The organism is Streptomyces sp. LS1784, from assembly GCF_020103755.1.
Lineage (GTDB): Bacteria > Actinomycetota > Actinomycetes > Streptomycetales > Streptomycetaceae > Kitasatospora.
The window spans coordinates 1-4,777 of record NZ_JAHSQD010000119.1; the positions used below are offsets into that span (position 1 = coordinate 1).

Genomic DNA, 4,777 nt, shown 5'->3' on the forward strand with positions numbered 1-4,777 from the left:
GCTACGGCAGCCCGAACGCCGCCTGGAACTTCTGGCAGTCCCACCACTGGTACTAAGCCGACCCCTCGGCCGTCGGCAACACACCCGCGACCTTGACCACCCTCCCCCTCACCCCGGGGGCCGGACAGGGACCACCGGGATGACCCGAGAGGGCCCGTGCCCGCGCGATCCGCGTGGCACGGGCCCTCTCACGGTCGCGGTCACCCGCACCTCGGTCAGGTTCGTCGAACTTGCCAGCGGTGTCTGGCTGTTGGGGCTGAAGAAGCGCGAGTCCGACTGGCAGAGCCGAGAGCGCCGAGGCGATGCCGTGGCGACCGACGAGCAGGCGACGAACCGCCGACGGGCCCGGCATCCCGGGGGCGAGGACCGGGCGTCCGCCGGCTCCTGGCCAGACGTCAGAATGACGGTTCATCGGTGCATCCGCCTTCACCCCTGAGCCTCTCCCGTTCCTCCCGCCTCCGCTCCGCCCCCTCGCGCCGGTCGGCCACCATGAGGACGGCCTCGACGACTCGGGCGGGGCGGTTCTGCCGACCGGAAGGCCGGCCAGGTCGATGGATGCTCCACGCCCGGTTGACGACCGAGGCAAGCCGACGGCCTCGCCCGCGCGGCTGCCCCGCTCCGGCAGCGCCATACGGCGGTTCGTCCGAGGCGGAGGCCTGCCGCGACAGGCGCGCGGCGCGAACGGTCGGTCACGGTCCGGCACGTCCGCGGGTCGGGCGGACCTGACGCGGCGCGGGCGACCCCGTCACGGCAGGCCACCCATACCCCCATGGGGTGGCGTGGCGCGATTGGCGGCCGCAGCGCGACAGCTCGCCAGCTCGCCACACACGGCCCCTCGGCTTGAGCTCAACCAAAGATTTGACATGATTTTGCCATGAAAATCGCCGAGCTGACCATCAGTTGCGATACTCTAATCATTTTTTAAATCTTCAATTTTTCCCGGATTATGCTTGCCGATCCCGTGCGCTCGGACTGACGATGGTTTGAGGGGGAATCGTAGGAAGGTTTGATCATGGGATTCCTCGAAAACCTCGGCACCCTCGGCAGGTTTGACGAACACGGCGGTGGCGGCGGCTACGGCGGCGGCTACGGTGAGCGCGGCTTCGAACGCGACGACTTCGGCGACCACGGCGGCGGCGGCTACGGCGGCGGCTACGGCGGCGGCTATGACGACTTCGGCGACCACGGCGGCGGCGGCGGCTACGGCGGCGGCTACGGCGGCGGCGGCGACTGGGGCTACTGACATCCACAGTAGCCGGACACTTGCAATCCGTTACGACAGCAGGCCGGGCATACTTCGTGCCCGGCCTGCCTGTCGCCCCGCCCGGTCCGTCCGGCCCGCGCCACCCGGCGGGTTCCGGGCTCGGGTCGGGGTTCAGCGGGGTGACCGGTGCCGGGCACCAAGCGGGAAGACCGTGAGATGACGCGAAAGCGGACTCTTCGAGAGGCCCTGCGCGGGCTGCTCGTCGTCGAGAGCTCCGACGCCCTCGTCGCCGCCGCACCGCCGGTCCCGCTCCGCGAGGTCTTCCGGCGCTTCTGGCCCTACACCAAGGGCGGCCGCCACTGGCTGGTGGTGCTGCTGGTCCTGGTCGCGGTGGGCCCGGCGATCGAGGCAGCGGAGATCCTGCTGTTCAAGATCGTGATCGACGACATGCTCATCCCGCACAGGCTGAGCCTGTTCCTGCCGGTCGCCCTCGCCTACGCCGGGCTGGCCCTGCTCTCCGGAGCGCTGACCTTCGCCCGCCGGGTGACCTCCACCTGGGTCAGCGAGCGCTTCCTGCTCGTCCTGCGATCGGACGTGTTCCGGCACCTCCAGGGCCTGTCACTGGGCTTCTTCGAGCGGCGGCAGCTCGGCGACGTGCTGTCCCGGGTGACCGGCGACGTCGACGCGGTCGAGACCTTCCTGCTCTCCGGGATCGTCACCGCGCTCGGCCAGGTGGCGCGGCTGGGCATCTTCGTCGGTCTCCTGCTGGCGCTGCGCTGGGACCTGACGCTGACCGCACTGGTAGCCGCGCCGCTGTTCTTCCTCACCGCCCGCCGCTTCGCCAAGCTGATCCGGGCGGCCTCACGCGAACGCCGCCGGCGCGGCGGTTCGATCAGCGCGGTCACCGAGGAGTCGCTCGGCAACATCGCACTCGTCCAGGCGTACAACCGCCAGGGCTGGGAGCACACCAGGTTTCAGCGCGAGAGCGTCGGCCGGTACCACGCCGCGATGGCCTCGACCCGGATCGGAGCGCTCTACGGACCCACGGTCGAGTTCATCGAGCTGCTCGGCGGCCTGGCAGTGATGGGCCTCGGGACCTGGGAGCTGGTCCGTGGCCGGCTCACCCTCGGCGGCCTGATGGTCTTCCTCGCACTGCTGAGCCAGCTCTACGGCCCGATCCGGGGCATGTCCGGGCTCGGCAACACCTTCTACAGCGCTTCCGCCGCCGCCGAGCGGATCATCGAACTGCTCGACCAGCGCCCGCAGGTCGCCGCCCCCTCGACCCCGCGGGCGATCGGCCGGGCCCACGGCGGGATCGAGTTCGACGACGTGACCTTCAGCTACCCGGAGACGGCGACGCCCGCGCTGTCCGGGGTGTCCTTCACGGTGGCGCCGGGGAAGACGCTGGCCCTGGTCGGCGCCAGCGGCGCGGGGAAGTCCACCGTCGCCAAGCTGCTGCTCCGCTTCTACGACCCGGCCGCCGGCGCCGTCCGGCTCGACGGTGTCGACCTGCGCGAACTGTCGCTCACCGAGCTGCGCGAGAACGTCGCCGTGGTCCTGCAGGAGACCCTGGTCTTCCACGGCACCGTCCGGGAGAACATCGCGTACGGGCGCCCGGAGGCGACCGAGGCCGAGATCCTGGCGGCCGCCAGGGCGGCGGACGCCCACGGGTTCGTCAGCCTGCTGCCCGACGGCTACGACACCGTGGTCGGCCAGCGCGGACGACTGCTCTCCGGCGGCCAGCGCCAGCGTCTGGCCATCGCCCGCGCGATGGTTCGGGACGCACCCGTCCTCCTCCTGGACGAACCCACCACCGGCCTGGACGCCGAGTCGGCCCGGCGGATCATGGGCCCGCTGCGTGCGCTGATGGCCGGCCGCACGACGATCATCATCTCGCACAACCTGCTCACGGTCCGCGACGCCGACCAGATCGTCCTGCTCGAACAGGGCCTGCTCGCCGGCCACGGCACCCATGAGGAACTCCTCGCCCGCAGCCCCGCCTACGCCGGCCTCCACCGGCTCCACCACCCATCACGGGCCGAGTCGGTGAGGATCGTCCCCTGACCCCCCGGCCCGCCGCGTCGACGTCTGCACCACGCGCCGGTGCCACAGCGCGTCACGGGCGCTGCGGGCGCCATTCGAAGAGCAGGATGGTCGCGTCGTCCCGCAGGCGGTTGCGCTGGTGGTCGAGGATGGCGTGGATGAGCAGCCGCAGCACCTCGGCCGGGCGCTGGCCGGCGGCCGAGGAGCGGATGATGAAGTCGGTGAACTGGTCGAGGCCGAACTCCGCACCGTCCGTGTCACGCGCCTCCACGACGCCGTCGGTGTAGAGCAGGACGCGGTCGCCCGGCTCCAGTGTCGTCTCGTGGACCTGCCGGGCTTCCGGGGCGAGGTGGTCGGCCAGGCCGATCGGGGGCTGCGGGGGGCTGTCCAGTGCTCCGTGGAGCACCCGCTCGGCACGGATCAGCAGCGGCGGCGGGTGTCCGCAGTTGACCCAGTGCAGCACCCCGGTCTCCGCGTCGAGCCGGCACAGCACGCCGGTGCAGAAGTGGTCGGGCAGCCAGTGGACGAGCGCCTGGTCGACGGAGCCGACCACGTCGGACGGGGGACTGCCGGCGCGGCGGGCGTTGCGCGCCGCCGCCATGGCGACCGACGTGGTCAGGCCGGAGGTCAGATCGTGCCCCATGGAGTCGAGGATCATGGTGTGCAGCACGTTCTTGATCACCGAGTGGTCGAAGGCGTCGCCGGCGACGTCGTACGCCGGTTCCAGGACCGCGGTCGAGACGCACCTGCTGCTGCCGATGGTCTGGGGCGGCAGGAAGGCCCGCAGCATCTCGGCGGGCAGCCCCATGGTCGCGGTGCGGGCGAGGGAGGCGAGCCAGTCGCTGTAGGTGCGTTTGGAGGTGATCAGCATGGCGAACAGATGGGCGAGCATCCGGCTGCGGCGCATCCGCACCCCGTCGAGCGCGGCGGTCCGCACCGCCAGCACGCCCAGCCGCTCCGCACCGTCGACCAGCGGCAGCCAGACGATCACGCCACCGTCGTCGGCTGCCACCTGCGGGGAGACCCTGCGGTACGCCCAGCCGGCCCGCGAACGGTCCACCGGCAGCGGCTCCGAGGCCTCGTCGAGCGGGACGAGCAGCCGTTGTTGCAGGTCGACGAGGTAGATCAGCACGGTGTCCAGGCCGAGGGCCGCGGCGCACCGGTTCGCCAGGGCGGGCAGTTCGACCGGCAGGGCCGTCTGCGCCTCGATGATCAGCTCTTCCAGCAGACTCTCGTCGACGACGGTGTCGGGACCGGCGGACGCGTGCGGTGGGTCCGACACGGGGATCACCCCTTCCCTGCCCAGTCTCACACCGATCCCGCCTTCGCTCACATCAGGCGTGATCGCGCAGGGTGCGGCCGCGGCGGCACCCTGCCGAGACGGCATCGGCCCCGATGCGCGAACCGATCACGCGGCCGGCCGAACGTCCTCTCGCTCGCCCCCACCCGCGTGGTCCCCTGCGGACACGCCGACGGCCGTGGTGGGGGCCGCGGTGGGGACGGACCAACGCCGTGGCCGGGGGCGGGCAC

The 4,777-nt window shown here is 71.7% G+C and carries 3 protein-coding genes; 2 read left to right on the forward strand and 1 reads right to left on the reverse strand.

All coding sequences use genetic code 11. From position 1 onward, the window contains the following. Window positions 1-1,012: 1,012 nt before the first annotated feature. Together KS423_RS16515 and KS423_RS16520 are read left to right on the forward strand one after the other, a co-directional pair. On the forward strand, window positions 1,013-1,243 hold the full coding sequence (locus KS423_RS16515) for a hypothetical protein (protein ID WP_224279970.1): 231 nt from the start codon (window positions 1,013-1,015) through the stop codon (window positions 1,241-1,243). A 177-nt stretch (window positions 1,244-1,420) separates the two neighbouring features. Next, window positions 1,421-3,268, forward strand: a complete 1,848-nt coding sequence (locus KS423_RS16520; protein ID WP_224279972.1) for an ABC transporter ATP-binding protein — start codon at window positions 1,421-1,423, stop codon at window positions 3,266-3,268. A gap of 52 nt (window positions 3,269-3,320) precedes the next feature. On the opposite strand, the gene KS423_RS16525 is transcribed toward KS423_RS16520, so the two are convergent. Then, window positions 3,321-4,538, reverse strand: a complete 1,218-nt coding sequence (locus tag KS423_RS16525; RefSeq protein WP_224279974.1) for a PP2C family protein-serine/threonine phosphatase — start codon at window positions 4,536-4,538, stop codon at window positions 3,321-3,323. Window positions 4,539-4,777 lie beyond the last annotated feature (239 nt).